The organism is Bradyrhizobium yuanmingense, from assembly GCF_029167105.1.
Taxonomy (GTDB): Bacteria; Pseudomonadota; Alphaproteobacteria; order Rhizobiales; family Xanthobacteraceae; genus Bradyrhizobium; species Bradyrhizobium yuanmingense_A.
Window position 1 is genome coordinate 158,593 of record NZ_JARFML010000012.1, and the last position, 26,072, is coordinate 184,664.

25 protein-coding genes are annotated in these 26,072 nt (G+C 62.1%); 18 read left to right on the plus strand and 7 right to left on the minus strand.

The annotated features are described in order from the left end of the window. Positions 1-26: 26 nt before the first annotated feature. Positions 27-956: an energy transducer TonB family protein gene (locus P0R31_RS17820; RefSeq protein ID WP_275515197.1), complete on the minus strand. Its 930-nt coding sequence runs from the start codon at positions 954-956 to the stop codon at positions 27-29. Between the two features lie 32 nt (positions 957-988). On the opposite strand from P0R31_RS17820, the gene P0R31_RS17825 reads away from it, so the two are divergent. Continuing rightward, the gene (locus tag P0R31_RS17825; RefSeq protein WP_275515199.1) at positions 989-1,627 is read left to right on the plus strand and encodes a nuclear transport factor 2 family protein; all 639 of its coding nucleotides are present in this window, start codon (positions 989-991) and stop codon (positions 1,625-1,627) included. A gap of 41 nt (positions 1,628-1,668) precedes the next feature. On the opposite strand, the gene P0R31_RS17830 is transcribed toward P0R31_RS17825, so the two are convergent. Together P0R31_RS17830 and P0R31_RS17835 are read right to left on the minus strand one after the other, a co-directional pair. Next, positions 1,669-2,388, minus strand: coding sequence for an SDR family NAD(P)-dependent oxidoreductase (locus P0R31_RS17830; RefSeq protein WP_275515201.1), 720 nt, complete (start codon positions 2,386-2,388; stop codon positions 1,669-1,671). Between the two features lie 56 nt (positions 2,389-2,444). Next, positions 2,445-3,161 (minus strand): TetR/AcrR family transcriptional regulator, encoded by a 717-nt coding sequence (locus P0R31_RS17835; protein ID WP_275515202.1) that lies wholly within the window; start codon positions 3,159-3,161, stop codon positions 2,445-2,447. Positions 3,162-3,321: 160 nt separating this feature from the next. On the opposite strand from P0R31_RS17835, the gene P0R31_RS17840 reads away from it, so the two are divergent. The 5 genes from P0R31_RS17840 to P0R31_RS17860 all read left to right on the plus strand — a co-directional run bounded on the left by P0R31_RS17840 (position 3,322) and on the right by P0R31_RS17860 (position 8,449). Beyond that, positions 3,322-4,488: a serine hydrolase domain-containing protein gene (locus P0R31_RS17840; RefSeq protein WP_275515203.1), complete on the plus strand. Its 1,167-nt coding sequence runs from the start codon at positions 3,322-3,324 to the stop codon at positions 4,486-4,488. 91 nt (positions 4,489-4,579) lie between these two features. Next, entirely contained in the window at positions 4,580-5,080 is a 501-nt protein-coding gene (locus tag P0R31_RS17845; protein ID WP_275515204.1) for a lipocalin-like domain-containing protein, read from the plus strand. 92 nt (positions 5,081-5,172) lie between these two features. Continuing rightward, on the plus strand, positions 5,173-6,141 hold the full coding sequence (locus P0R31_RS17850) for a Bug family tripartite tricarboxylate transporter substrate binding protein (RefSeq protein WP_275515205.1): 969 nt from the start codon (positions 5,173-5,175) through the stop codon (positions 6,139-6,141). A gap of 268 nt (positions 6,142-6,409) precedes the next feature. Beyond that, positions 6,410-7,567: an alpha/beta hydrolase family protein gene (locus P0R31_RS17855; protein ID WP_275515207.1), complete on the plus strand. Its 1,158-nt coding sequence runs from the start codon at positions 6,410-6,412 to the stop codon at positions 7,565-7,567. A 6-nt stretch (positions 7,568-7,573) separates the two neighbouring features. Beyond that, complete coding sequence (locus P0R31_RS17860) at positions 7,574-8,449, plus strand: DUF3313 domain-containing protein (RefSeq protein WP_275515208.1); 876 nt, start codon at positions 7,574-7,576, stop codon at positions 8,447-8,449. Between the two features lie 118 nt (positions 8,450-8,567). On the opposite strand, the gene P0R31_RS17865 is transcribed toward P0R31_RS17860, so the two are convergent. Both P0R31_RS17865 and P0R31_RS17870 read right to left on the minus strand, forming a co-directional pair. Next, on the minus strand, positions 8,568-9,998 hold the full coding sequence (locus P0R31_RS17865) for a pyridoxal phosphate-dependent decarboxylase family protein (protein ID WP_275515210.1): 1,431 nt from the start codon (positions 9,996-9,998) through the stop codon (positions 8,568-8,570). A gap of 1,269 nt (positions 9,999-11,267) precedes the next feature. Further along, positions 11,268-11,888: a TetR/AcrR family transcriptional regulator gene (locus P0R31_RS17870; RefSeq protein ID WP_275515211.1), complete on the minus strand. Its 621-nt coding sequence runs from the start codon at positions 11,886-11,888 to the stop codon at positions 11,268-11,270. Positions 11,889-12,134: 246 nt separating this feature from the next. On the opposite strand from P0R31_RS17870, the gene P0R31_RS17875 reads away from it, so the two are divergent. Both P0R31_RS17875 and P0R31_RS17880 read left to right on the plus strand, forming a co-directional pair. Next, complete coding sequence (locus tag P0R31_RS17875; RefSeq protein WP_275515212.1) at positions 12,135-13,049, plus strand: SDR family oxidoreductase; 915 nt, start codon at positions 12,135-12,137, stop codon at positions 13,047-13,049. Between the two features lie 62 nt (positions 13,050-13,111). Beyond that, complete coding sequence (locus P0R31_RS17880; RefSeq protein ID WP_275515214.1) at positions 13,112-13,702, plus strand: SRPBCC family protein; 591 nt, start codon at positions 13,112-13,114, stop codon at positions 13,700-13,702. Positions 13,703-13,955: 253 nt separating this feature from the next. Here the strand turns inward: P0R31_RS17880 and P0R31_RS17885 are convergent, their stop codons facing one another. Beyond that, positions 13,956-14,903: a LysR family transcriptional regulator gene (locus P0R31_RS17885; protein WP_275515216.1), complete on the minus strand. Its 948-nt coding sequence runs from the start codon at positions 14,901-14,903 to the stop codon at positions 13,956-13,958. A 204-nt stretch (positions 14,904-15,107) separates the two neighbouring features. On the opposite strand from P0R31_RS17885, the gene P0R31_RS17890 reads away from it, so the two are divergent. The 10 genes from P0R31_RS17890 to P0R31_RS17935 all read left to right on the plus strand — a co-directional run bounded on the left by P0R31_RS17890 (position 15,108) and on the right by P0R31_RS17935 (position 25,612). Then, on the plus strand, positions 15,108-16,055 hold the full coding sequence (locus P0R31_RS17890; protein ID WP_275515299.1) for an MBL fold metallo-hydrolase: 948 nt from the start codon (positions 15,108-15,110) through the stop codon (positions 16,053-16,055). 328 nt (positions 16,056-16,383) lie between these two features. Continuing rightward, positions 16,384-16,806 carry a hypothetical protein gene (locus P0R31_RS17895; protein WP_275515217.1) on the plus strand — a complete coding sequence of 141 codons (423 nt, stop codon included), beginning with the start codon at positions 16,384-16,386 and terminating at the stop codon, positions 16,804-16,806. A 108-nt stretch (positions 16,807-16,914) separates the two neighbouring features. Continuing rightward, positions 16,915-18,792 (plus strand): molecular chaperone HtpG, encoded by a 1,878-nt coding sequence (gene htpG, locus P0R31_RS17900; protein WP_275515218.1) that lies wholly within the window; start codon positions 16,915-16,917, stop codon positions 18,790-18,792. Between the two features lie 168 nt (positions 18,793-18,960). After that, positions 18,961-19,239 (plus strand): DUF3551 domain-containing protein, encoded by a 279-nt coding sequence (locus tag P0R31_RS17905; RefSeq protein WP_275515219.1) that lies wholly within the window; start codon positions 18,961-18,963, stop codon positions 19,237-19,239. A gap of 255 nt (positions 19,240-19,494) precedes the next feature. Next, entirely contained in the window at positions 19,495-21,309 is a 1,815-nt protein-coding gene (locus P0R31_RS17910) for a long-chain-acyl-CoA synthetase (protein WP_275515221.1), read from the plus strand. A gap of 143 nt (positions 21,310-21,452) precedes the next feature. After that, positions 21,453-21,698 carry an acyl carrier protein gene (locus tag P0R31_RS17915; RefSeq protein ID WP_015688794.1) on the plus strand — a complete coding sequence of 82 codons (246 nt, stop codon included), beginning with the start codon at positions 21,453-21,455 and terminating at the stop codon, positions 21,696-21,698. Then, positions 21,685-23,067 carry a class I adenylate-forming enzyme family protein gene (locus P0R31_RS17920; RefSeq protein WP_275515223.1) on the plus strand — a complete coding sequence of 461 codons (1,383 nt, stop codon included), beginning with the start codon at positions 21,685-21,687 and terminating at the stop codon, positions 23,065-23,067. Before P0R31_RS17915 ends, P0R31_RS17920 begins: the two co-directional genes overlap by 14 nt. Beyond that, positions 23,060-23,782, plus strand: a complete 723-nt coding sequence (locus P0R31_RS17925; RefSeq protein WP_275515224.1) for an SDR family NAD(P)-dependent oxidoreductase — start codon at positions 23,060-23,062, stop codon at positions 23,780-23,782. The genes P0R31_RS17920 and P0R31_RS17925 overlap by 8 nt, the downstream gene beginning before the upstream one ends. 126 nt (positions 23,783-23,908) lie before the next feature. Beyond that, positions 23,909-24,118 (plus strand): hypothetical protein, encoded by a 210-nt coding sequence (locus P0R31_RS17930; RefSeq protein WP_275515225.1) that lies wholly within the window; start codon positions 23,909-23,911, stop codon positions 24,116-24,118. Between the two features lie 342 nt (positions 24,119-24,460). Further along, positions 24,461-25,612 (plus strand): DUF3095 domain-containing protein, encoded by a 1,152-nt coding sequence (locus P0R31_RS17935; RefSeq protein ID WP_275515226.1) that lies wholly within the window; start codon positions 24,461-24,463, stop codon positions 25,610-25,612. Here the strand turns inward: P0R31_RS17935 and P0R31_RS17940 are convergent. Next, complete coding sequence (locus P0R31_RS17940) at positions 25,609-26,043, minus strand: DUF2147 domain-containing protein (protein ID WP_275515227.1); 435 nt, start codon at positions 26,041-26,043, stop codon at positions 25,609-25,611. The two genes, P0R31_RS17935 and P0R31_RS17940, sit on opposite strands and share 4 nt — an antisense overlap. Between the last annotated feature and the right edge of the window lie 29 nt (positions 26,044-26,072).

The window sequence follows — 26,072 nt, forward strand, 5'->3', positions numbered from 1 at the left end:
ATCATCTGGCGCGGGGGATTTCGCACTCAGCTTGGTCTGGCCCCGATCCAGGATTGAAGCAATTTCTCTCCTTGCGGCGACGGCGCCAGGTTAGGCTGCGTCCCGTCGAAAGCTACGAGGACGGTTATTCTCTGCAGGTCGTCCTTTGCCTCGGCGGGCGGTTTCGGGAACGGCACGGATCGCTCGACCATCGCCAACGTCGCGGCGTCCAGCGGCGCGAAGCCCGTGCTTTCCACCAAAGCGCTTGAGATCAATTTGCCCGAGCGATCGACCACGAAGGTGACGCCGGCATCAGCCCTTCGCCCGATCGCCTGCGGTGGAAATACCCTGTTGCGCCAGACATGCTCGGTGATTTCCTTGCGCCAAGCGGTCATGGCCTCGGACTCTGCGAAGCCGGAAGCGGGTGTGCTCAGCACCAGACCGTTGGTCGGCACCTGGAATTGACGGCCCGCGAAGACAATTGGCACCAAGAAATGGAAAGTCTCTTCCTTCAGCTCCGAAGGTGGCTCGGGAAACGGCTGGGAGCGGGCGAGGATCTCCAGCGCAGCATCGTCGAGCAGTCGCGAGCCGCTGCTCGCAGCAAGTCCCCGCGAGACCAATTTGCCGAACCGGTCGATGACGAAGCCCACCTTGGCCTCACCGGTCTGCCCCAGTGCCTGCGCTGGAAATAATCTGCTCTTGGCGATGTGTGCTGACAGCCTCGCCTTCCAGGCCTGGGCACTATCGCTCTGCGTTTCAGTCTGTGCGTACACCGGGAAAGCCGCAAGGAATCCGAGAAATGCGGCCAGCAAGGGAATTTTCATCTGCATGATCCCGGATATTAATCGCCGGTTGGTTGATTGCAAGATTCGTTGCTCGCATCGCGTTTGCTCCGGTCTAGGGTGGTGAACGACCGCGTCCGGCCGCTTGACGCCGTCCAAATTGCCCCGTTGATACGCCGGGCCGATGACGTCCATCGCAGCCCCAAGCCGCCGGAAGGATACGGACCATGCACCATCAACTCCTCGACCGCCTCGCCATCCGCGATCTCGTCGAGAACTGGGCGGTGTGGCGCGATGCCGGCGACTGGGAGCGCTTTGCCACGGTCTGGCACGAAGAAGGCTGGATGTCCGCGACCTGGTTTCAGGGGCCGGCGCGGGATTTCATGCGCGTCAGCCAGGAGGGTTTTGCCAGGGGCGTGCGCATCCTGCATTTCCTCGGCGGCACCAGCATCGATCTTGCGGGTGCGCGAGCGATCGCGCAGACCAAGATGACCATCTCGCAGCGTGGCCTCGTGCACGACGTGCTCTGCGACGTCGTCTGCACCGGACGATTCTACGATTTCCTGGAGAAGCGGGACGACCCATCAGGTATCGGCAAATGGGGCATCGTCCGCCGCCAGCCCATCTACGAGAAGGATCGGATCGACCCGGTCGATCCCGCCGCGACGCTCCGCCTCGACCAGACAGCGCTGGCTGCACTCCCCGAGGGCTACCGCCACCTCGCCTACATGCAGGAGCTGATCGGCTACAAGGTGAAGCGCGACATGCCGGGCCTGATCGGGCCCGAGGTCGAGAAGCTCTATGGCGAGGGCCGGGAGTGGCTGGCAGGAGAAGGCGAAGTAGACCGCGGACGGGCGTGGAGATGAGAGCTGCGGCCGACTTGCCGTCGCTCTCCAAGGTCGTAGTCTCACGTCATATATCTGCCGGCATCAATGTGGATGGTCTGGCCGGTCAAATATTCCGTTTCCATGATCATACGAACCGCCGGCCATATCTCGTCGGGCCGGCCCAAGCGGCCAAGCGGCAGCTGATCCGTCGCATGTACGTGCATCTCACCTATCATGTCGGTCGCGATCAGGGATGGAGCGATCGCGTTCGCCGTGATTCGGTACGATCTCAGGTAAGTGGCGTAATAGTGCATGAGGCCTTCCAGGCCGGCCTTCGAAGCCGCATAGGCCGCGGAGATAACGCCGCCGGTCCGAGCCGCGCCGGACGACATGAAGATGAGACGGCCACCCCGCTCCTTCATATGCTGTATGGCTGCCTGTGACACGAGAAAAGCGGAGGTCAGATTTGTCGCCAGCGTGGCGTTGAAGGTTGCGCCATCCAGCTGCGAGAGCCCGATCCGGTTGCCTACTCCAGCATTGTTGATGACGCAGTCCAACTTGCCGAACTTCTCGATGGCAGCCGCTATCAAATGGTCGGCCTGGACGCCGTCGCTTACGTCCGCCCGGACGGCGAACGCACGTCCACCTGCATCGGCGATTGTTTGAACGATCTGATCCGCGGCTGCTTTGCTGCTGACATAGTTGACGATCACCGGATTGCCGGCGAGCGCGCAATCGAGCGCCAGCTGCCTACCGATGCCCCGCGAAGATCCGGTGATAATGGTGACCTTTCCACTCATCTCAAGCTTCCTGGGTTTGCGCGCAAAAGAACTGCATCGAATGCCGGTTGCCAATTCTAGGCGTCGGAGGAGCGCGCGGGCTTTCGTCGTCCCGACAGGATGCTGAGGAATACGAAAACCAGTTCGGTGACCATATCGTTGTCGTTTGTCGGTGAGTATCTGCCGGTCAGGGCATGCTGGAAGATCAATCTCTGCTGCAGCAATCCGAAGACGCACCGAACTCCCAGGTCGACTTTCGCGTCGATGTCCTCGTCGGTCCGGCCGGGCTTCCGCCGAACGATGGCCGCGAAGCGCAAGGAGACATGACGAGTGAGCTCTGCGGCTCGGTCGTAGATCTCGCGGTCGTTCAGCAGCAATGTGGGCCGAAGCAGATTCTTTCGGCGCGCATAGTGTTTGACCAGGTTGCGAACGAATGTGCGCACCGACTCCTCCAGCGAAAGATTCTCGTGACGCTCGAGTCGGAGGCCCTCGTCGATTCGCGCAATTTGCTGGTCTCTGAAGGACTCGTGCAAGGCGACCAGGATGCTCGTCTTGTCCTTGAAACGGGCATAGATCGAGGCGGGAACGCATCCGGCCTGCGCCGCGATCTGTGGAATGGTAATCTCCTCGAAGGAGCGTCCGTCGAGAAGGTCGTCCAAGGCACGAACGATGTCCTTCAATCGTTGCTCGCTCCGCGCTTGCTTTGGAGCGTTGACGCGATCCAGCTTTCTGATCCAGTTCAGGTCGTCGGTTTCAATCGGCGCCGGAGGCGACTTGGTCGTCTTTTTGGCCACGGAGAGCATCCCCAGTTCAGTTCCCGATTTCTAGCGCCAAGCCCTACCGCCGAGCAAACACTCGTCTTGACAAAAATAGAATTAGAATCTAAATCTAAAACGTGGCCGTGTCGATAGCCGGTCGGAAAGATTGTTGGGATCTGCGTGCCGAGGAAACACCATGGATAAGATCCAAGCCTCACCGGCCGAAATGGGCCTCGATGGGGACAAGCTTGCGCTCCTGCGACAATCCATCGAGCGGGACATCGATGACGGCCTGTCGGACGGGTCGGTCGTCCTGGTCGCGCGACGGGGCCGCGTCGTGATGCACGAGGCCATTGGATATTCCGATAGAGCAAAGAGCCGCACGGCAAAGACGGACGACGTCTTGCCTGTCATGTCATTGACCAAGCAACTGACCGCAGCGCTCGTGTTCCGTTTCATCGATCGCGGCCAGGTGACGTTGACGTCTCGGGTTGCCGAGGTCATCCCCGAGTTCGGACAAAAAGGGAAGGAGCACGTCACGATTCGCGACGTGTTGAGCCATCAGGCCGGGCTGCCCATGCAGCATCCGGTCGAAGACTACAGCCAAGGCAACGAAGCATACGTTGCGAAAATCTGCCAGCTTCCGCACGAGCCCGCTCCGCAAGGCGTGGCGAACTATCATGCTGGAGCGGCGCATGCCGTTCTGGGCGAAGTCGTGAAAAGGATCGACGGCGGCAAGCGGTCGCTAACCCAGCTGATGGCCGAGGAGCTGCTTCAGCCGCTGGGCATGAACGATACCGCCCTGACGCTGAGGGGGCGAGACGATCTCAGCAAGCGAACGGCTCCGATCGCCATGCGCGATGACTCCAAGGAGACCATACCTCAGCGCGACATTGAGAGCATCGCCGAGATATGCACCACGGTGGAGTTTCCGGCCGGTGGAGCTGTGTCGACGGCTTACGATCAGTTTCGCTTCGCGGAAATGTTTCGGTTCGGCGGAAAACTCGACGGTGTGAGACTGCTTTCTCCTGCGATAGTAAGCGCGGCGACGACCATCCAGACGGGCGACAAGCTGAGCGGCCTGTACAAGGCCTCCGCCGAGAACAACTATACCGAGCCGTTCCCCGCGAACATCGGGCTCTCGTTCTATGTGCGCGGCGAAGGAATATTTCTCGCAAGCATGGGCACCCTGAGTTCGCCAAGGACTTTTGGCGGTTCTGGTTTTGGTGGCCAACTCTTCTGGGTCGACCCGGAAAGAGAGCTCACGTTCGTTCATTTGGTCGTCGGATATCCTCAATTGTACAGATCGAGAAAACGGTCGCAGAGGCTGTCGGACCTCGTCATCTCGTCGGTGGCGGCTTGACGCCATGGCGAACGCAGCAGGGGTAGTTGAGACCAACTACCTCGCAGAGCGACGATCAAACGACTAAGGACCTGTGAAAGATGGAGCCTTCATGAAGAGCCTCGGACTTGCAGCCCGCGTCTTCGCGGCCACATTTGCCCTTGCTGTCGGCACTGCCGAAGCACGACCGCTCAATCAGGTGCTGGGCACCTGGCGCATGGCTTCAGCTCAACTCGATCCGGATGGTCGGAATGTCCCGGCCTACGGAGCGAAGCCAAATAGCCTTCTGGTCTTCACCGAAGACATGCACTTCATCGAAGTTCTGACCGACGCTTCGATCCCGAAGTTCGCTTCCAACGTGCGAGGTGGCGGCACCGACGAAGAGAACCGGGCTGCAATGGCGAGCAGCATCGGATTCTTCGGCACGTACACGGTCGATGAGAATGGCGTCTTCAGCGGCAATCGGGTTGAAGGCTCGACATTTCCAAACTGGGTCGGTAGCGAGCGCACGCGAAAGGATCTGAGGCTCGATGTAAACGGAGACCGAATGATCGAGAACTTTCAGCGGCCGGAGGGCACCAAGGTCGTCATCATTTGGGAGCGAGTGCGCTAGAGCGCGCGTCCGCTGATTTCCCGCAAGCCAACGCGGGAAATAGGGCGGGCGTTTCGGCTTCCGATATCTGGTACGGGATCATGGTGTCTCCTATGTCCAACCGCTTCATGGGTCTGGTCCTCGGCCTGACTGCCTCCGTTTTAGGGAGCGCTGCTGCTGCAGCGGCGGACTATCCAGTCAGGCCGATCCGGCTCGTCGTTCCCGCTTCAGCAGGAAGTAGCGCGGACGTGGCAGCGCGTTCGGTTGCCCACAAATTGACATCGGCTCTCGGTCGTTCGGTCTTTGTCGAAAACATCGTTGGTGCTGGAGGCCGCCTTGGCGCGGCCGCCGTTGCGAGAGCGTCGGCTGACGGATACACCCTTCTGTACGGGACTTCGATCACGCAGGCGCTTTATCCCGCGTTGGCCAGCACCATCAACTACGATCCTCTGAAAGACTTCACCCCTCTTGGCCAGACTTTCTGGTTCGCCACGGTACTGGTTTGCAATTCGAGCGTCCCGTTTACCGATCTGCCGGGGCTCATCAAATATGCAATGGAAAATCCCGATCAACTCACGTTCGCGAATTCCGGGATCGGAGGCGGCAATCATTTCAGTACCGAGCTCTTTGCAAAGATGGCCGACATCAAGATCCGGCACATACCGTTTCGCGGCAATGCCCCCGGCATCCATGCGGTTGTCGCCAACGTTGTGAGCTGTACCTCTCAAACGGAGGTCAAATCGTTTGTCGGCCAAGGACAAGTTCGAGCCTTCGCCACGACGGGCAAGCGTCGAGACCCCCGTTTTCCCGATCTTCCAACAGTGGCTGAAGCCGGCGTAGCAGGATACGAAACGTCCTGGTGGCACGCTGTCTATGTGCCGGCGGGTACTCCCTCCGTCATCGTCGAGAAACTTGCAGGTGCCTTGCAAGCCGTGATGCAGGACAGTGACGTGCGAGCGCAGCTGGAAGAGATCGGGCTGGTGGCGCAGTATCGTCCCGCGGAGCAAGTGACTCAGCAGATGTCATCGGATATGGCGAGCTTCAGAAGGATCGCCAAGGAAAGCAACATCAGCCTGGACTGAAATTGCATCGCTTTCGATATCCGCAGTCTCGTCCGAATGGAGGCGCTCTCCGATCTGGAGCGCTCGACATGCGTCACAGGCAGCCTCGAGCAAACGAGAGCTGGCATGCTCGGATGATCACGCACGCGTTACCGAATGCCGCGTGGCCTGCGTCAAAATAATGCACCCAGTGCAGTTTTGTTGACACAAAGAATGCGGACTGTTACCGAATTGGCTTCGGCACAGTGCTGTAGATGCCGAGTGCGGGGACATAGCAGGAGTAATGGTCATGAGAAGCTGGCTCGCTGCTATGGCATTGGCATGTGCCGTCGCGATGGCACTGCCTGAAGGTGCGAATGCACAGAATGCTCAGGCGCAACAAGAGCATGCGGCTTTTCGTGCGGTCGACTTCGATTGGATAGATACGTCTCGAGGTCGCGAAGTTCCTGCTCGCTTGTATTGGCCCACTGAGGCATCGCCGGGCCGGGTGCCACTGATCATCTTCTCGCACGGCATGGGCGGTTCGCGAAACGGCTACACCTACCTCGCTGCCCGGTGGGCCGCCCACGGCATCGCGAGTTTGCATGTCCAGCATATCGGGAGCGATTCCTCTCTCTGGCGTGGAAATCCCTTCGAGCTCGTGGGGCGGCTGCAAGCGGCGACCCGGGATGATGAAGCCGCGGCGCGTGTCAGAGATCTCCGTTTTGCGCTCGACCAAATGCTACTGTTTGCAACCGGTCCGTACGCCCGATTCATCGATACGCGACGTATCGTCGTAGCCGGACATTCCTATGGCGCGAACACCGCGTTGTTGACGGTGGGTGCGCGGGTCATTCGGGATGGTCGTTGGCTCGATTTCCGCGACCGGCGCATCAAGGCAGCCATCGTGATTTCCGCCCCACCATTCTACGGTGAGAAGGATTTGTCGAGCGTGCTCGCCAACATCGCCGTGCCGACGCTTCACGTGACGGCGACGCAGGACGTCATCAAAATTCCCGGCTTCTATTCGGCTGCACGCGATCGAGTCGCGATATTCGAGGCGATCGCCAATCGGCGCAAGCTCCTGGTCATGTTCCGAGGGGGATCCCATAGCATGTTTACGGACCGCGCCCTGACCGGAGGGCCAGGGCTGAATCCGAAGGTCAAGGAGGCCACCGGAGATCTAACGCTTGCATTCCTGGACTATGCATTTGCCGGGGAGTCCAAAGGTTTGGCGCAATGGAGCTTCGACTGGCAGGACATTCTCGCGCAGCCCACAATGCCGAACGCGATCCCGATCTCAGGTGCGACCGCACAGTCGGATCGGCAAGACCATATGCGTGCGACCTCGGCCGAAAGGGGCCGTGCCATAGCCGGTGAACAACAGAGGAATTATCCTCTCCTTGCGGCTGGGGCACGTCAGGCGACCGCAGACATCGACGGGTCGGCATCTGCATTGCGTCGCTGAAGTCCGATGCAGCGTTTCCCGCTCATAGCGGCCTTGTGTCTGCTGACCGCCGGATGCGCGACTGCGCCGCTGAACAGGGCGGGTTCGCTCGCCAGTTATGATGGTCTGACGCCGTCCGACGGTGTTCTGACGAAGTCGATCGTTCGCGTCGACAAGGAGGACGTTCTCGGCGCCAAGACCGTGCGGTTGGTAGAAACCCGCTTTTCGACCAAAGCGGCCGCGGAGGTCTCCTTCTCGCCGGAGCAGCGCAAGATCATCGGCAACGCCATCGACCGCGCTCTGTGCTTCGGACTGAGCGAGCGGTTCGACATTGTCGGCCCAGCGGATCAGGCCGATCTGACCGTTCAAGCCGTCGTCACACATGCGGCGGCGACTGATCCTGCGGCGGCAGGCGCATCCGGTGTCGCGCGGGTGGCGAAAACTGTACTCCTACCCGGTGTGCCGGTACCCGTTCCGCGCATCCCGTTGGGACTTGGCAGCCTTTCGGTCGAAGGTGAGGCGAGGGACAGAAGAGGGAAGCAGAAGGCGGCTATGGTGTGGGGCCGCGGGGCGAATTCTTTCACGAGCTCGCCGCGCGTATCGCCGGACGGCGATGCATACGATCTTTCCACGGCATTTGCCGCCGACTTCAGCAGACTGCTCGTCACGGGCAGTACTCCATTCGGGGCGGCTCCGGCGCTGCCGTCGCTGGACAGCCTGCACGTTTTGCTGGGTGGGGCGCCGAAGCAATCCGCGTGCGAGGCGTTCGGAAGAGCTCCGGGAATTGCCGGGCTCATCGGCCAAGGACTTGGAGCTCCCCCAAGTTGGACCGACAAAGGCGCGGTGCCTCCATCGCCTCCGGCTGCCGCGCCACCTGCCAGCGAGCCTTCGCCCGCGACATGAAGTCGACGATCCGGGCGCAAGCAGTTGCCGCCTGATTCCGCGCCTCAGTTGCAACCCAACCGCGGCATCGCGATCTCGCGATGCCCGCGGGGCCATGCACCCCTATCTGTCCGCCCATTCACGAAAATTTTGGGACGGCCGCGGCAGCGGCTTCCTGGATCGTGTGCCATACCGCCTCGATGTCGCTCGCCTCGGTGGATATCGTGCCGATCGAGACACGAACCATCCAGTGCCCGGCCGCGGTAGCGGGCGTGACATAGGCTTGGCCTGAGGCGTTCACCGCATGCGCCCATGCGCGCGTGAAGTCATCGAGATGATGGGAAGGCACCGACTTCGGGCGGTTCACGATACATACGGTTTGCAGAACGACGGGTGCGATGACGTCCCAGCCCGGTGTTGCTTCGACTTTGGACCGAAGATCTTGGGCCAGGCTAATGTCGCGCCGCAACCTCGCCTGCAACCCGGAGACGCCCTGTTCCCGTATGGCGAACCACAGTTTCATCGCCCTGAATCTCCGTCCGAGCGGAATGCCGGTGTTGCGCAGATTGCGCACCTTCTCGTCGGCCTGAGATTGGAGGAAGCTCGGATCGGCAGACATCACCCTGAGAAGGTGAGGCTCGTCGCGAACGAAATAGAGCGAACAATCGAACGGGACGCCGAGCCATTTATGCGCATTGATAACCACGCTGTCTGCGTCCTCGATGCCTTCCCACATCCACCGTAGCTCGGGCAAGATCATCGCATTCCCGGCCATGGCAGCGTCGATGTGGAGCCACAAACCATGCCTCCGCGCGATGGCAGCGATCTCGGAGACCGGATCAATGGACACGGTCGCGGTCCCGCCGACTGCTGCGACGATCGCGCATGGCTTGAACCCGGCTTTGATATCCGCAAGGATCGCATCTTCGAGCGCCCCTGGACGCATCGCGAAATTGGCGTCGATATCGACCATGCGGACATTCTCACGGCCGAAGCCCGCCAGCAGCGCCGCTTTTTCGACGGAAGAATGAGCGCTCGCCGATGTGTAGATTGTTAGTGGCTTGAGTTCCGCTTGCAGACCCCGGCGGACGAGCGAAAAGCTTGTCGTCTTCTCCCGGGCGCAGAGCAGAGCAACCAAGGTGCTTGTCGACGCAGTGTCGTTGATCACGCCGAACCAGGCCGAAGACAAGCCAACCATCTGCCTGAACCAGTCGACCGTGACCTCCTCAATCTCCGTCACCGCGGGCGATGATTGCCAGGACAGGCCCAGCACCCCAAGTCCGCTGCTCACCAGATCACCAAGGATGCCGGAGCCAAGTGAATTGGAGGGAAAGTAGCCGAAGAACCGCGGGTGTTGCCAATGCGAGATGTTGGGAAGAACCACTGAATCAAGATCAGCGATGATCCCATCGAACCCCTCAGCTTCTACCGGCGGGGAGGCCGGAAGCATCGCTTTCACGTCGCCCGGCTGTGTCGCAGGTTGGACCGGATAGTCGGACATCTTGGCATGATAGTCGGCCAGCCAGTCGATGATCTCATGGCCTCGTTTTCGGAATTCCTCGGGCGTCATTCAGGCCTCTTTGGTCGTTCGCTTCCGGATTGGCCGGGTGTGCGAAGCTATGGGAGAACGTATCTCGGATGGCTCCGCATATCGCAGTGATGGGCATCTGCCAGCGTGATGGCCTGAGGCGCCGAACCTGGGATGCCGCAGACGTGGCCAGCGTGCGAATCCTCACCATCGTCCCGCTACGAAGCACGCTGAATGCGGGGAATAAGGCGAACAGCAAAGTAAGACCGATCCACCTCATCAGTCGACCCGAGAGGAACGCTTGTATCGTGGGGGTCACCTCTTCTTGCAGGAAATCCACCGTCGCAACCAATATTGGCTTCGCGCCGGGGCAAACGAAGCTGCCTGAGACGATGCCGGCCAGATCGATATAGGGGTGGCATGAGATCACGTACAGAAGAGCAGCGATCCCGACATTCGTGAGAATTGGAGATCGGAGGACCTTCACAACGCGTGTGGCGAAACGAGAGGAAATTGGAGCAACGTGGGTTTCTTCGTGTTTCGCGGGATCCGGCGGTCGAATGGACTTCAACGCCTCGGCCGGCCGGTAGGAGCCCCGGGATCGATCGAGCCGCTCGCGCGTTCGGTGTTGAACAATCGTTCCACGTCTTACGGGCACCTCGGTCGACCACACCCGCGCACGTGGCCGAAGGTGGTCGGAGCCGATGTGATGGATCGCGCGCCTGCCGCTGGCAAACGGCCGCTTGGCATCTCGCTCCCGTTCCCCTTGCGGAGCTGCAATATCCGTCCCATCCGGCGTGTCACATGTCATCCGATGACTCCTTGCTCGTCCCCGCGGACGACGGTGGGGATGCCCCGAGAGCGGTCATTTCAGAAATCTCGCACCAAGCGCAACTTATATTGCACTTGGTGTAATATTATTTGGGCGATTTCGTGGCCCGGCCCAGCCGCCGGCCAGCCTGCCGATTGGTGTTGGCAACAAGTCGATTGTTGCGCTTATTTTCTGCTCACGATCGCCGAAGCGAAGCAGCGATCCGGCGGTTTGCAAACAACAGGACCGATGCCGGTGGCGGCGCTGGCGACCGGGACGATCAGCAATCCAATAGCGAGCCCGTGCGGCATCTGCGCATTTGTCGCGGCGTCGCTGATCGAGCCGACGAGCAGTGGCCCGAGTGCCGGGCTGAAAAGGCCCGCCCGATCAAAACGAGGCTGCTAGCCATCGCCTCGTTGCCCTTTCCGGACACCAGATGTGCAGCTCCGAACCCCCAAGGCAGCAGAAATGCGAAAGACAACATGCTCAGCAGCGATAGCTCAAAGAACGCTCTGCAAATTCGCGAAGGATTCGCGGAGATAGGCTGCCGGCGGTCGCCTGCCGTTGTCGTTGCTCCAGGACTCAATCGCCAGCCGAAGCGCTCCGACGGCGACCATGGCGACATATCGAAGAGATTTCCGGCGCTTGGCCTGGGGCCATTTCACGCAAAGGGCTTCGAATATCGCCTGTTCCTGAGCGATATACTTCGCGTGACTCGCGGAAATCAGCGCGGGGCTCGAGCGGATGACCCGGTCGAGGGCAAGACTCTGCTCCGAATTGTAGTTGCCGGTCAGTTTCAGCAAAGCGTTCTTGACGGTATCGATTGGAGATTGATCCGAAGGCTCGGCGATCACCGCAACTCTAATGAGCTGCGTGAAATGGCTTTGCCACGCAAGCAAGATTTCCTCTTTCGACTTGAAGTAATAAAAGAACGTCCTTCGCGAAATGCCTGCCGCCTCCGCGATCGCCTCGAGCGTCGTCTCTTCGTAGCCATTCGTCATGAACAGCTTGAGACCTGCTTCAGCGATCCGAGCCAGCGTCTCACGTCGTTTGCGCTCGCGAAGACCCTCCTCCGCAACTTTGTCGTCCGCTGTTACTTTTGCCGGCAAGGAAAGCCCCATCAAAAAATCGCACCCAGTGCAATATATTACACGCTGCGCAAACAATGTGCAAGAAAAAAGCGATGTGCCTGCCGTGACTTAGGCTGCCTTTGCGATGTGATCGCGACTCTCAACCGGTCGCGGCGCCCGCGGCCAGAGGTCGCGCGGCTTGAGTCCGCGCCGGCCTTGTAATATTGCACATGGTGCAATAAAAAAATACACTTAGTGTAATATATATGCCGTGTGCCCAGCTTAGTCAGGGGAGCCATGCCGGATTGGTCCATCAAAGATATGCCCTCTCAATTGGGGCGGTCAGCCGTCGTCACCGGAACCGGTGGAATTGGCTTTGAAGACGCGTTGGCATTGGCGCGTGCCCGCTGTGAGATCATCATTGCAGGCCGAAGCCTGGAGAAGGGTTCGAGCGCCATTGCACGGATCCGCACGGCGTTCCCCGACGCCAAGATCCGCTTTGAAGAGCTTGACCTCGCGAGCCTGAAATCGGTGAAGGATTTTGGCTCTCGGATGCGAGCCCAACGGTCGAGCCTCGACATGCTCATCAACAACGCCGCCGTCATGGCGCCACCGCTGCGGAAGGCGACGAGCGACGGCTTCGAGCTCCAGTTCGGGACCAACTATCTTGGCCACTTTGCGCTGACGGCGCAGCTCCTTCCGTTGTTGCGCAACGGCAAGGAGCCGCGCGTCGTCAACGTTTCGAGCCTGGCCGCCCGGAGCGGCGTCGTCGACTTCGACGATCTTCAGGCGGAACGCGAGTACAGACCCATGCGGGTTTACAGTCAATCAAAGCTCGCGTGCCTTATGTTCGCGTTCGCGCTTCAGACCAGAAGCGATGTCTCTGGATGGGGAATCAGGAGCATCGCTGCGCACCCCGGCATCGCTCGCACCGAGTTGATTCCAAACGGCGCCGGACCTCGCAGTTTGCAGGGCCTCGCTCGGTCCTTCCTCTGGTTCCTATTCCAATCGCCAGCTCAAGGGGCGCTGCCGACGCTGTTCGCGGCGACGTCTCCGCTCGCCGAACCCGGAGGCTATTACGGTCCGGACAGACTGGGCGAGACGCGGGGCGCGCCGGCAGCCGCGCGAGTGCCTCGGCAAGCCAAAGACGCGGCCGCGTCCGCGCGGCTCTGGGAGCTTTCCGAAAAGCTCACAGGCGTTCGTTTTTCATGAGACGGGGCGCTGTCTCGATTTGCATCGTCGTCTCACTGGCTCTGGGCGGGTGCGGCGCGTCCTTGGTCGGTGCCGATCCCGTCGTATCCAAAGCGAGCCTCGACCAAGCACATGATGTCGCCCGGCCGGAATTGGAGCGCAGTGCGGACTTCGAGAAGATCAGCGTCGAGACCGAGATCCAGGCACCCTTGGCCTCCGTAACGACCTGGTTCGCTGACCGTGGCGCCGCCGCATTCGGCTCGTTCCTCACCGGAACGGACAATGTGCCCGGCGTGGTGAGCACCGAGTCCTTGAGCGGTGGCTGGAGCAAGCCAGGCGACCGCCGGCGAGTCGTATTCTCGGACAACAACAGCGCGCTGGAAGAGATCACGGACCGCAACCCGCAGTTTCTACAGTACCAGGTATGGAATCTTACCAACCGGACCGGGCGCTACATCAGATATGCGGTGAGCGAGCTGGAGCTCATCGGCAACGGCCAAGCGACCCGCGTGCGCTGGACCTATTCGTTCCGGCCCAAGATCTGGCCGGACGGCTATCTCATCCGGCCCTACGTCCAGAACGACTTTCGCAGGTTCATGGAAGTCGGCCTGCAGGCCATGCGAGACAAGGCAGTCACGGACCTCGCTCAAAAGCGAAGCGCACGGTCGTCCTGAGCGCTCTTTTGAGTCTGACCGGGCGATCAACGAGCAGCCTTCCGTTCGTCATATGATCTGGCGCAGCAGATTTGGAGTCCCTGATGCAATGGATCGCCGCCTTCGACTTCGGCATTCGTCTGATCCTCGTGGCCTCTTTGCTCGCGGTCGGCGCGGTCTTCATTTACTGAACGGCCGATCATTGGATCAGGAAGGATGCACCTGCCGATGAACAGGCATCCCGACGGCGCCGCAGGCCTCCGTTTTCCAATGATCAAGACAAAGGCGTGTTTGACCGGACGGCCTTCAAGACGAGTCGACGGAGCCAGGCGTGGCCCGGCTCCGAATGCGTTCGCTCGTGCCATACCATCCGATAATCGAAATTGGGAAGCTCCAAGGGAGGTTCGATCAGGCGAAGCCGCGGGTCACCCGAGAAATTCTCCGCGGCACGGCGTGGGATCGTCAAAATGAGATCGGAGGTCGACGCCACAAGAGCTGCCGTGGCGAAATAGGGTAACCGCACCGCGATGTGCCTGATATGGCCAAGCGTTGCGAGCGCGGTATCGACCGGACCAGCTCTGCCCCCAACCACGGTCACGAGGATGTGGGAGAATGCGACGTAGTCGTCCAGACGCATCCGCCCTGCTTTGGACCGCCTGACGGCGGGGTGGCCGGCGCGTACCAGGCATGCGAAGCGCTCCCGGAAAAGGTCTCGGGTACGAAGGCTGGTTGGGAGCGGGTTATCGCTATAGAGCGCAAGGTCGATGTTCACCTCTCCAAGGCTTCTGAAAGTCTGCGCATCGACGGGCGTGATTTCGAGACTTGTCCTCGGCGCTTCGGAAGTCATGAGATGCGCAAGTCGCGGAAGGATGACCGTCGCACCGTAATCCGTCGTGGCAATACGAAAGACGCGCTCACTCGAGGTCGGGTCGAACTCGGACCGGTTGGCGAGCACGTCGCTGACTCCCGCCAGAGCCTTCTGTATCGGTTCGAGAAGTTCGCCGCCGCGGACGGTGGGCCGCATTGTCGTTCCAGCTTTCACGAGCAGCGCATCGTCAAAAACCCGGCGCAGCTTCGCCAATGCTCTGCTGACGGCGGGCTGACTCATTTGGCTCCGTTCTGCAGTCTTGGTGACGCTGCGAGTTTCGAGCAGCGTCTTCAAGATCACCAACAGGTTGAGATCGACGCGATAGAGGATGTCATCGGTTGACGGACGATCCACGGGCTCCTCATCGAAGGGTCGGCTTTTGATCCGCGTTTTCCAGTTAGTGAATAACGTTTATCGCGGTGGGCCACTTTCTGCAATTCGTCGCATCCCCTAGGTTCGAGGCGTCTCAGCCGCCCGGATAGCGTCTCCGGCGCTCGGCAATTCGAATGACAGAAGGAGTTTGTCTTGAGCGCCTACTCGATCAACCGCCGCAAGATCATGCTGACCGCTGCTGCGGCGCTCCCGGCATTGGGAATTGGCGGTGGTGCCGAGGCGGCAGCACTGGGCACCACGGCGAACAATGCCGGATTCTATCGATTTCGGGTCGGGGACATCCAGGCGACCGTGCTCAGCGACGGGCTTCTTTCTGGCCCGCCCAGGATCTACGCCAACGATGCGCCGGAAATGGAGCTTCAGGAGGCACTGATCCGCGCATTCCTCCCTACGGACGTGATGACGCTCAATCTCAACACGCTTCTGATCGAGACGGGCGGCCGTCGCGTTCTCATCGAGGCTGGCGCAGCGCAGACGATGGGACCGAACGGTGGGCGAGTGTTTGGCAACCTCGCGGCTGTCGGCCTGAAGCCGGAGGATATCGATGTCGTCGTCGTCTCGCACACGCATCCGGACCATGTCGGTAATCTACGAAACGCCAACGGCGGCAAATCATTCCCGCGTGCAACGGTGTATCTGCCCGAAGCCGATTGGAATTTCTTCGTCCGCGGCGAGCCCGATCTTTCATACATGCCTGTAAATGCGGAATTCCGCCGACGATTCGGTGAGGCCATCAAGCGCAGCGTGGAACCGATTGCGACCGATGCCGTGTTGTATCAGGCCGGAACGGAGATCGTGCCCGGGTTGACCACGTTGGCAGCACACGGGCATACGCCTGGAATGGCGACGTTCCTCGTTCATTCAGGAGCAAGCCAGCTCTTGCTGACGGCCGATCTCGCATATCATCCGGTCGTCAATGTGGATCGAAATTGGCGGCCGGGCCCCGATCGTGACAAGGATGCCGCGTTGCAGTCGCGCCGCCGTATTTTCGACCGCGCGGCAGCGGACAAGCTTCTCGTCCTGGGATTCCATTACCCCTTCCCCGGTCTTGGCCGAATACTGAAAACCGACGGCGGCTACGCCTGGGTTCCTGCGAATTGGCAGTTCGACTAGTTTCGGAGGAGCCGCTGCTCCCGGGGCGTGCCGGGCCAAGGTGGCGGATGGTGGGGTGGTGAAACAATGGGACGAATGTCCGGCAGATAAAAGTAAGGCGCGACTGGCATCACCACAGTCGCGCCCTACGTCGCCGGCTTATGGGGCAGGGGGGAATAGCCGGCTGCTGAGACGACTCCTGTGCGCGAAAGTCGTTCCACGGCTCGCGAAATATTTTGCCGGTCTGCTGCATTTTTCGCACACGGTTAAGTGATCGTAGTTGTCGAGAACCCCCGATCCTGCGGCGGCGTTGTTCCCGTGCCCGCCATGGGGCGAGGGATCGACAGCCATGTCACAGATTCAAAAGGTTTTTTTAAGCGCAATTGCGGTCGTCGCCACCCTCGGTGCCGTGCAGCTGGCCTCTGGGCACGATCTCGCAGACCGCTGGCAGGCGGTCGCCGACATCCCTAGCCACAGTTCCAGCGTCGCGGTGGGCCACAACGTCAACCGCACCGCCAAGGCAGACCGGCTCGCCGACATTAAGCCGGCAGCTGTTCCCACCCGCACGGTCTCGATGCGGCTGAATGACCTCGCCGACACGTCCGTTCTGCTGCGGGTTCCCGCGGTCATCGAGACCGGCAATGCCAAGACGCCCGTGCTGCTCCAGAACCAGAAGAAGCCTCGCAACAAGCCCACGATCGCCTGTGAGCCGATGGTCAGCTCGCTGACCGAGGTCGCGAGGCTGCTTCAGCCCGGCCGCTGCGTGACCTGACCCCACCCGCCAGGGGTGGCCTGGCGGACCCAGCCTTCACATCCTCTTGATCCGCCGTTGCCTCGCGCTATATCCGGGTTCCCTCCCTTTGTTTGACCGGGTAAGCGCATGACGACGTCAGATACGGCTGTGCATACGCAGCCTTTCCAGGCCGAAGTTTCCGAACTGCTGCACCTGATGGTGCACTCCGTCTATTCGGAAACCGACATCTTCCTCCGCGAGCTCATCTCGAACGCCTCCGATGCCTGCGACAAGCTGCGCTACGAGGCCATCGCCAGTCCCGCCCTGCTGGGCGAAGGCGACGCACTCAAGATCCGCATCATCCCGAACAAGACGGCCAAGACGCTCACGATCGCCGACAACGGCATCGGCATGGAGCGGCAGGAGCTGATCGACCATCTCGGCACCATCGCCCGCTCCGGCACCAAGGCGTTCGTGTCGAAGCTGAAAGAGGCCAAGGACGGGCTCGGCCTGATCGGCCAGTTCGGTGTCGGTTTCTATTCCGCCTTCATGGTCGCCGAGAAGATCGTCGTGATCAGCCGCCGCGCCGGCGAGAGCGATGTCTGGACCTGGACGTCCTCCGGCGGCTCCGGCTTCGAGATCGCCCGTGCCAGCGACGAGGAAGCGGCGCGCCTGACGCGCGGCACCGAGATCGTCCTGCACTTGAAGGACGACGCCAAGAAATATCTCGAGACCTACGAGATCGAGCGTATCGTCACCGCCTATTCCGACAACATCCTGTTTCCAATTGAGCTCGTGCCCGAAGACGGCGAGCCGCGCCAGATCAATTCGGCGAGCGCGTTGTGGCAGCGCTCCAAATCCGAGCTCACGGCTGACGATTACAAGAAGGCCTATCAGCAGATCGCCTCTGCCTTCGACGATCCCGCGATGACGCTGCACTACCGCGCGGAAGGACGTTACTCCTACGCCGTGCTGCTGTTCGCGCCCTCGACCAAGCCGTTCGACCTGTTCGAGCCGAACCGCAAGGGCCGCGTGAAGCTCTACGTCCGGCGCGTCTTCATCACCGACGATGCCGACCTCTTACCGGGGTACCTGCGCTTCATCCGCGGCGTGGTCGACAGCGAGGATCTTCCGCTCAACATTTCGCGCGAGATGCTCCAGAACAATCCGCAGCTGGCGCAGATCCGCAAGGCGGTGGCGACGCGTGTGTTGTCCGAGCTCGAAAGCCTTGCCGAGAAGGACTCGGAGAACTTTGCCAAGATCTGGGACGCCTTCGGCGCGGTGCTGAAGGAGGGCATCTACGAGGATTTCGAACGGCGCGAAAAGCTGCTGGGGCTGTCGCGCTTCACCACCACCTCGGGCGAGAAGCGGTCGCTGAAGCAGGTCGTCGCCGATTTCAAGCCGAACCAGACCGAGATCTATTATCTCGTCGGCGACAGCATCGAGCGGCTGAAATCCAATCCGCGGCTGGAAGCTGCGACCGCGCGCGGCATCGAGGTGCTGCTGCTGTCGGATCCCGTCGACGCGTTCTGGACCTCGATGCCCTCGGATTTCGAAGGCAAGCCGCTGAAGTCGCTGAGCCAGGGCGATCTCAATCTCGATTTGATTCCGCGTATCGACGATAAGGACGAGGCGAAGACGGACGAGCCGGCTGCGGACGAAGCGGCCACCATCGCCGTGATCAAGGCCGCGCTGGGCGAGCGCGTCAGCGACGTCAAGGTCTCGACGCGCCTGACCAGCTCGGCCTCCTGCCTCGTCGCTGACAGCCAGGGCCCGAGCCGCGAGCTCGAGCGCATCTTGTCGCAGCAGAACCGCGGCATGAAGACCAAGCCGATCCTCGAGATCAATTTGCGCCATCCGCTGGTCACCGCAGTCACCAAGGCGCAGGCTGGCTCGACAGTCGTCGACGATCTCAGCCTGCTCCTGCTCGAGCAGGCGCAGATCCTGGACGGCGAATTGCCGGAAGACCCGGCGGCGTTCGCGGCACGGCTGAACCGGCTGGTGTTGCAGGGGCTCGGCGGCTAGCGCTGCCTCGCAGCATCATTCGGACCGCCAGGTTGTCAGACGCTCATCGCGCAACGCCTTTGGCGCTGCGCGTCCCACTCACCTTGACGTCATCAGGTCTCAGGAACAGTCGCGGACGACGAGATGTTGTGTCATATGGAGCGGCGTCACCAATTCGAGGATTTCCCCATGCGCTCGTCATTCCTCACTCTTACCGCGATCTTCACGCTGCTGGGCGCGGCGGATGCCAGCGCGCAGAAATATGATCCGGCCTATCCCGTCTGCATGCACCGCTACGTCGGTGGCGGCCCTGGTGGCGGAGGCAGTGACTATTTCGACTGCTCGTTCACCTCGTTGGAGCAGTGCCGCGCCACGGCCTCGGGCCTTGCTGCGACCTGCGACCTCAATCCCTATTACGCCTTCAACGAGTCGCCGCCGCCGCGCCGGCGTCCCAAGAAGGTGCACTGAGGCGCAGTGAAATAAGTCTTGATCGCAGCGAAGGAGGTGCGCTCCCTCTCTCGCTTGCGGGAGAGGGTTTGGGGAGAGGGTGCTTCCGCAATGGGACTCTCCCCAAGAGGCGAAAGCCCCCACCCGGCGCTTCGACCTCGGTTGCAGGCTGCCGAGAACAGTTAATCGCGCCCTAACCGGGTTTTACCTTGTCTCTTAACGCCTGGGTCAGGGCGCGCGGGCTAAACTGCCGGAAACCGCAGATCGCCCGAAAGAGTGAACAATATGACCACCGGCGTCATCGAGCAGCCGAAAGCCGCACGCGCACCGTCGGCTTCCAAGATCTGGTTGAGGGCGATCGAGCTCACCGCGCGGATCGAAACGCTGCCGGGCCGCCTGTTAGCCGACGTCGTTGACGATTGGGCGCAGCGCCAGCCGAACCGCGTTGCCCTGGTGGCAGACGAGGCAAGTCTCGATTACGAGGGCCTCTCGAAGAGAATCAATCGCTACGCCCGCTGGGCGCGCTCGGTCGGCCTGTCCAAGGGCGATACCGTTGCGCTGATCATGCCGAACGGCATCGACTATGTCGCGGCCTGGCTCGGCATCAGTCGCGTCGGCGGCGTGGTCGCACTGATCAACACCAAGCTCGTCGGGCAATCGCTCGCGCACTGCCTCGACGTCGCAATGCCCTCGCATGTCATCGTTGCGCATGAGCTGACGGGGATGCTGGACAGCGCGGCGCCTCATCTGAAGACGGCGACAAAAGTCTGGGCGCATGGCGATAGCCGCAGCGAACTTGCCATCGATGTCGCGCTTGCCGTTCTCGACGACGCCCCGCTTACGCCCGACGAGCACGGCGATGTCACGATCGATGATCGTGCGCTGCTGATCTACACCTCCGGCACCACTGGCCTGCCGAAAGCGGCCAGCATCAGCCACCGCCGCATCCTCAATTGGGGCTTTTGGTTCGCCGGCCTCACCGGCGCGACGCCGCAGGATCGACTCTACGATTGTCTGCCGCTGTTCCATTCGGTCGGCGGCATCGTCGCGCCGTGCAGCATGCTAGCCGCCGGCGGTTCGGTGGTGATCGCCGAGAAATTCTCGGCCTCGCATTTCTGGTCCGACATCGTCCGGCACGACTGCACGCTGTTTCAATATATCGGCGAGCTCTGCCGTTACCTGCTCAAGGCCGCACCCTCGGAATATGAGAACCGGCACCGCCTGCGGCTCGCCTGCGGCAACGGGCTGCGCGGCGATATCTGGGAGGATTTCCAGGCGCGTTTCGCCATTCCACGCATCCTCGAATTCTACGCCGCGACCGAAGGCAATTTCTCGCTGTTCAACGTCGAGGGACAGCCGGGCGCGATCGGCCGCATCCCGCCGCTGCTCGCGCACCGCTTTCCTGCCAGCCTGGTCAAGCTCGACCCCGATAGCGGCGCGCCGCTGCGCAATGCCGAAGGCTTTTGCATCGCCTGCAGCCGCGGCGAGGCCGGCGAAGCCATCGGCCGCATCGGCACCGCGGACGAGGGCGGTGGGCGCTTCGAGGGCTACACCGATGCCGGTGAGACCGAGAAGAAGATTCTGCGCGACGTCTTCGTCAAGGGCGATGCCTGGTTCCGTACCGGCGATCTGATGCGGATGGACGACAAGGGATTCTTCCATTTCGTCGATCGTATCGGCGACACGTTCCGCTGGAAGGGCGAGAATGTCGCGACCTCGGAGGTGAACGATGCCGTGCGCGATTTCACCGGCGTTGTCGATGCCACCACCTATGGCGTCAGCATTCCCGGCGCCGACGGCCGGGCCGGGATGAGCGCGATCGTCGTGAACGAGGGCTTTGACATCACGGCGCTGCCCGCCCATCTCGCACAGCGCCTGCCGGTCTACGCCCGCCCGCTCTTCATCCGCATCTCGCGCGAGCTCGACGCCACCGAGACCTTCAAGCAGAAGAAGGGCGAGCTCGCCCGCGAGGGATTTGACCCGGCCGCGATCTCCGATCCGCTGTTCATGCTCGACCCGACATCCGGCGCGTACGTCGCGCTGGACACGGAGACGTATGCGGCCATCTCGTGCGGCACGATCAGGCTGTAGGGCAACCAAAATCGAGAGATAGGTCCAATTTTATCTGAATTGTCCAAGAAGCCATTTACTTCTGTCGGGTAAACAGACCGCGATGGGGAGGCGGTCAGCAAGAGCCGCCGCAACAACGAAATCGATAACAAAGCGAGCCAGCCATGTCGGTAAGGTCAAAGGTCATTGAAGCGATCCAGCAGATCGCAAAGGAGCAGCACGTCACGCTTCCCGCTCTCTCGGACGATCTGTCCCTGCACGAGACGGGCTTCGACTCGCTCGCCTTCGCCATCCTGGTCGCTCGCCTCGAGGACGAGACCGGCGTCGATCCCTTCACCATTTCCGAGGACGCAGCGTTCCCCGCCACGGTGGGCGATTTCGTGCGGGCCTACGAAAATGTCCCCGCGTGAGATCTTTGCACTTCGCGACCATCTCGGCGCGGAGCTGAAAGGCCGCACCATCTCCGATGCGCATGATGTCGTGTCGCTGACCGACATCCTGTCGCAGACGGTCTTGGGCGGACGGCTGCACGAGCTGTCCGGCCGCGCCGTGCTGCTCATGCTGTCGGACCAGCTCCGGTCCGGTCTTGCCATGATCGAGCTCGACGGCATCGCCCGCCGCATGCTGCTGTGTTCGCCCGATCTCAATCCGGCGCATCTCGACACCTTGATCGCGGATGCCGGGATCGATGCCGTCGTGACCGACGAGCCCGACCGCTGGGCGGCGTCCGGTGTGCCGCTGGTCGTCACCGCGGAATTGCCGCTTCAAGCCTCCGCGCCGGCCAAGACCGAGCGCGGCACCGAATGGCTGATGTTGACTTCGGGCACCTCGGGCGTGCCCAAGATCGCCGGCCATACGCTGGAAGCCTTGACCGGTGCGATCGTCGCCGAAGGCCCATCGCGCGGACCTGCGCCGGTCTGGGCAACATTCTACGACATCCGCCGCTATGGCGGCCTGCAAATCTTTCTCCGCGCCATCCTCTCAGGCGGCTCGTTGGTGCTGTCCGATCCCCATGAGGCGCTCGCCGATCACGTCGCGCGGCTGAAGGCGCGCGCTGTTTCGCATATCTCCGGCACGCCTTCGCATTGGCGCAAGCTCCTGATGAGCGGCTCGGCCGCGCAGTTCGCCCCGGCTTACGTCCGTCTCTCCGGCGAGATCGCCGACCAGGCCGTGCTCGACGGCCTGAAAGCGGCATTCCCCAATGCGTCCGTCGGCCATGCCTATGCCTCGACCGAGGCCGGCGTCGGCTTCGCCGTCAATGACGGGCTGGAAGGCTTTCCGGCCGACTATCTCGGCAACCGCAACGGCGTCGAGATGAAGGTCGTCGACGGCTCGCTGCGTATCCGCTCAACGCGCACGGCCCATGCCTATATCGGGCGCAATGCGGCGTCGCTCACCGACGACGACGGCTTCGTCGACAGCGGCGACATCGTCGAGCTGCGCGGCAACCGCTATTATTTCGTCGGTCGTCGTGGCGGCATCATCAACATCGGCGGACTGAAGGTCCACCCCGAGGAGATCGAGGCCGTGATCAACCGCCATCCGGATGTACGGATGTCGCGCGCGAAGTCGCGCAAGAGCCCGATCACCGGCGGCATCGTCGCCGCGGACGTGATCCTCGCCGAGGGCACCGATCCGGCGCGCGCGAAAGAGATCCGCGACCAGATCCTGGATCTGTGCCGTGCTCAGCTCGCATCCCACAAGGTGCCGGCGGTGCTCCGCTTCGTCGAGGCGCTCGACGTCACCCCGGCCGGAAAACTGGCGCGCACCGATGCATAACGTTCTCGTCACCGGCGGCAGCCGCGGCATCGGACTTGCGATCGGCAAGCGCCTGGTCGCTGCCGGCTTCAACGTCATCGCGGCGGCGCGGCGCGAGAGCGACGAGCTCAAGGCGGCCATCGCAGCCGCCGACGGGCGCCTGCATTTCCGCGCCTGCGATCTTGCCGTGATCGATGCAGTCCCGGCCTTCGCAAAGCTCGTGCGCGACGAATTCGGCCCGATCTACGGCCTCGTCAACAATGCCGGTCTCGGCACCGAAGGCCTGCTGGCCACCATGCACAATTCCGAGATCGAGGCGCTGGTGCAGCTCAACGTGCTGTCGCCGATCATCCTCACCAAATATGTGGCGCGCCAGATGATGGCCGACGGCGCCGGCCGCATCATCAACATCTCCTCGATCATCGCGACGACAGGCTATAACGGCCTGTCCGTCTACGGCGCGACCAAGGCCGCCGCGACCGGCTTCACCCGCTCGCTGGCCCGTGAGGTCGGCAAGCTCGGCATTACCGTGAACGCGATCGCGCCCGGCTTCATCGACACCGAGCTCACGCACAATCTCTCCGAGGAAGGCCGCAAGCGCATTGCGGGCCGCAGCGCGCTGCGCCGGCTGCCGGAGACGGACGACGTCGCGCGCATGGTGGAATACCTTTTGGGCGAAGGCGGCCGCAACGTCACCGGCACCGTGTTCACCATCGATGCCGGGAACACGGCGTAGACGGAACCCGGCTGCCACAATTGCGTTGATTGTGCGCAATGACAGCCAGCCGGATTTGGTCCTAAGATGCCCCGCAATCGATTGGGTTACGTCAATCGATCTGCCCTAACCGAAGGGGAGCAGTCGATGGCCACTTCAAACATGACCGCTTCAAGCCGGGCCCTGAAAGAGCCGGTGCGTGTGAAGTCGGATGAGGTTCGCTGCCCGCCGATGTCGCATCAGAATTCCGGCGATCACGGCCACGAGGCGTATCCGCAGCAGTTCGTGCGCCTGATCGGCTGCCACGACGTCCCTGCATCTCAGCTGCGCAAGCGTCAGGACGAGAAGCTGCACTAGCCGCTCACCGCCGCTGCTTCGGCAGGTCTATCCGCTCGTGTGAAGATTCCGGCGGTCCTTCGGTGAGGCGGCGGCTGCGGCGCTCGCGCATGGCAGAGTCCTTGCTGTTGAAGTCGGACATCTCGATTTTCCCATGCAACCCCTTGGGGTCGCCCGACGATAGCTGCTCTCCCCCCGGTGATCGTTTGATGCCGATCAATGTCCCGCCGCGGCATTGCAAGCCGGCCGCATCTTGTTGTCCGGGCCGCTTTCGGCCAATGATCGAAAGGGGGCGCGAGCCAGCGAACCCGGATCGATCCTGCCACGTATCTTGTTTCGCATTTCAACCGTCCGGCAATCCCGATGAGTTCAGGCGAGTCCTTCTATGGCGGCATTCCCGTCTTCCGAGGCTTCACCAGCCTGATGGACCCTGCGCTCTATGCGCCGCTGCCGGACGACTGGAGCATCGGTGTTGCCGATATCGTCGATTCGACCAAGGCGATCGCCGCGCAGCGCTACAAGGCGGTGAACATGGCCGGCGCCGCCGTGATCGCGGCGGTGACCAATGCGTTGGAGGGACGGGAATTTCCCTTCGTGTTCGGCGGCGACGGCGCCAGCTTCGCGGTGGCGCCAGACGACGTCGAGCTTGCTCGCCAGGCGCTGGCTGCGACCGCGACCTGGGTGCGCGAAGGCCTCGATCTGACCCTGCGCGTCGCCTTGGTGCCGGTCAGCGCCATTCGCGCACACGGCCTCGATGTGCGCGTCGCCCGGTTCGGGCCGTCGGCCAACCTGTCCTATGCGATGTTTTCGGGCGGCGGGCTCGCGTGGGCCGACGCCGCGATGAAGCGCGGCGAGTTTGCCGTCGAGGAGGCGCCTGCCGGCACGCAGCCGGACCTTTCGGGCCTGTCGTGTCGTTTCGAGGTGATGCCGGCGGCGCGCGGCCTGATCCTGTCGGTGCTGGTGATGCCGGCGCGCGGCGTCGATCCGCAGGCCTTCCGCAAGGTGATCGAGGACATCATTCATCTCGTCGAGCGCAGCCCGGAAGGCGGCCGGCCGGTGCCGCCGCAGGGGCCCCCGCTAAAATGGCCGCCGCAGGGCGTGGAATTCGAGGCCCGCACCAGGCGCGGGGGTCCGCTGTTCGCGCGCAGAGCCAGCGTACTGGCCTATACGCTGTTCGCCTATTTCATCATGCGCTTCGACATCAAGATCGGCGGTTTCGTGCCCAGCCTCTACAAGCGGCAGGTGGTCGAGAACTCGGACTTCCGCAAATACGACGACGGCCTGCGCATGATTCTGGACTGCACGCCGCAGCTCGAGCGCGCGTTGAACGATCGTCTCAAAGCCGCTGCGCGCGACGGCATCGTTCGCTACGGCCTCTACCAGCAGGACGCTGCGATGATGACCTGCTTCGCGCCGTCGGCGCTGCGCAGCGATCACGTCCATTTCATCGACGGCGCGCGCGGCGGCTATGCCTCGGCGGCGACGGCGTTGAAGGCGATGATGGCAGCGGGTTAGCGCCCCGCGCGCGTCCAGGTCTCACCGCCGCAGAGCGCGCCGACGCAGCCTTCGACCCGCAGCGCGTCCGCGCCAGTCAGGCTGATGTTGCTCGCATAGGTGCTGCCGTCGTCGGCATTGTAGATCTGGCCCGACCATTTGTTCGGTCCCGCCGGCTCCATGCCGCTGAACAATGGCAGGCCGATCATCGGACGCCTGGCGAGCGCGGGATTGGGATTCTTGCTGTCGGTGGCGGGCTGCCCGGTCGCGCTGTCCATGGGCTCGCGCAGCCAGACGATGTGGCCGCAAATGCCGCCGCCGCATTTACTGATCTTGACGCGCGCGTCGCCCGCCTGGGTGAGCCAGGTCCCGTCGGCGCTCTGCGCATGGACGGAAGGCGCACTGATCAGCGCAGCCAGAATAACGGTGAGAGCGGCGAATCTGAATGTCATGGAGAGGAGCCCCGGAATGGAGGCGCCTC

What these genes read in the sequence shown, in the direction of transcription:
- P0R31_RS17860 (WP_275515208.1), top strand. Translation starts at nt 7,574, where the DNA reads ATGCAGCGTTTCCCGCTCATAGCGGCCTTGTGTCTGCTGACCGCCGGA.
- P0R31_RS17825 (WP_275515199.1), top strand. Translation starts at nt 989, where the DNA reads ATGCACCATCAACTCCTCGACCGCCTCGCCATCCGCGATCTCGTCGAG.
- P0R31_RS17850 (WP_275515205.1), top strand. Translation starts at nt 5,173, where the DNA reads ATGTCCAACCGCTTCATGGGTCTGGTCCTCGGCCTGACTGCCTCCGTT.
- P0R31_RS17925 (WP_275515224.1), top strand. Translation starts at nt 23,060, where the DNA reads ATGCATAACGTTCTCGTCACCGGCGGCAGCCGCGGCATCGGACTTGCG.
- P0R31_RS17890 (WP_275515299.1), top strand. Translation starts at nt 15,108, where the DNA reads ATGCTGACCGCTGCTGCGGCGCTCCCGGCATTGGGAATTGGCGGTGGT.
- P0R31_RS17845 (WP_275515204.1), top strand. Translation starts at nt 4,580, where the DNA reads ATGAAGAGCCTCGGACTTGCAGCCCGCGTCTTCGCGGCCACATTTGCC.
- P0R31_RS17895 (WP_275515217.1), top strand. Translation starts at nt 16,384, where the DNA reads ATGTCACAGATTCAAAAGGTTTTTTTAAGCGCAATTGCGGTCGTCGCC.
- P0R31_RS17820 (WP_275515197.1), bottom strand. Translation starts at nt 956, where the DNA reads ATGGACGTCATCGGCCCGGCGTATCAACGGGGCAATTTGGACGGCGTC.
- P0R31_RS17865 (WP_275515210.1), bottom strand. Translation starts at nt 9,998, where the DNA reads ATGACGCCCGAGGAATTCCGAAAACGAGGCCATGAGATCATCGACTGG.
- P0R31_RS17940 (WP_275515227.1), bottom strand. Translation starts at nt 26,043, where the DNA reads ATGACATTCAGATTCGCCGCTCTCACCGTTATTCTGGCTGCGCTGATC.
- P0R31_RS17855 (WP_275515207.1), top strand. Translation starts at nt 6,410, where the DNA reads ATGAGAAGCTGGCTCGCTGCTATGGCATTGGCATGTGCCGTCGCGATG.
- P0R31_RS17915 (WP_015688794.1), top strand. Translation starts at nt 21,453, where the DNA reads ATGTCGGTAAGGTCAAAGGTCATTGAAGCGATCCAGCAGATCGCAAAG.
- P0R31_RS17920 (WP_275515223.1), top strand. Translation starts at nt 21,685, where the DNA reads ATGTCCCCGCGTGAGATCTTTGCACTTCGCGACCATCTCGGCGCGGAG.
- P0R31_RS17875 (WP_275515212.1), top strand. Translation starts at nt 12,135, where the DNA reads ATGCCGGATTGGTCCATCAAAGATATGCCCTCTCAATTGGGGCGGTCA.
- P0R31_RS17935 (WP_275515226.1), top strand. Translation starts at nt 24,461, where the DNA reads ATGAGTTCAGGCGAGTCCTTCTATGGCGGCATTCCCGTCTTCCGAGGC.
- P0R31_RS17905 (WP_275515219.1), top strand. Translation starts at nt 18,961, where the DNA reads ATGCGCTCGTCATTCCTCACTCTTACCGCGATCTTCACGCTGCTGGGC.
- P0R31_RS17840 (WP_275515203.1), top strand. Translation starts at nt 3,322, where the DNA reads ATGGATAAGATCCAAGCCTCACCGGCCGAAATGGGCCTCGATGGGGAC.
- P0R31_RS17870 (WP_275515211.1), bottom strand. Translation starts at nt 11,888, where the DNA reads ATGGGGCTTTCCTTGCCGGCAAAAGTAACAGCGGACGACAAAGTTGCG.
- P0R31_RS17930 (WP_275515225.1), top strand. Translation starts at nt 23,909, where the DNA reads ATGGCCACTTCAAACATGACCGCTTCAAGCCGGGCCCTGAAAGAGCCG.
- htpG (WP_275515218.1), top strand. Translation starts at nt 16,915, where the DNA reads ATGACGACGTCAGATACGGCTGTGCATACGCAGCCTTTCCAGGCCGAA.
- P0R31_RS17830 (WP_275515201.1), bottom strand. Translation starts at nt 2,388, where the DNA reads ATGAGTGGAAAGGTCACCATTATCACCGGATCTTCGCGGGGCATCGGT.